At 45.8% G+C, this 240-nt stretch carries 1 protein-coding gene; it reads right to left on the bottom strand.

Features of this window, described 5'->3' with window-relative positions; genetic code table 11:
* On the bottom strand, window positions 1–177 hold a 177-nt coding region (locus LGT40_RS00065), incomplete at its 3' end, for a transposase (protein WP_438861563.1).
* Window positions 178–240: the final 63 nt, after the last annotated feature.

The raw sequence follows: 240 nt of genomic DNA, 5'->3' as shown, positions 1-240 counted from the left end.
GTCAGCCATATTTTTTTGAGTGCTTGGCACGCCATTGGCCGTCTTTATCCAGCGTCGCAGCATGCCAGAGTTGATTCCCAGATCGTCCGCTATTCCCTTAATCGAGCTGTCCTGTTGACTCGCAAGCCTGATGGCCTCTGCTTTAAATTCATCGGTGTATTTTCTGCGTGTTCCCATTTGATTCATCTTCTACTTTTCCTTTTGCTTATGAAAAGTGTCCGTTAAATTGTGGGAAACCCA

Origin of the sequence: Methylophaga pinxianii (assembly GCF_020447225.1) — a bacterium.
GTDB lineage: Bacteria > Pseudomonadota > Gammaproteobacteria > Nitrosococcales > Methylophagaceae > Methylophaga > Methylophaga pinxianii.
This window is presented reverse-complemented; position numbering and strand designations above follow the sequence as displayed.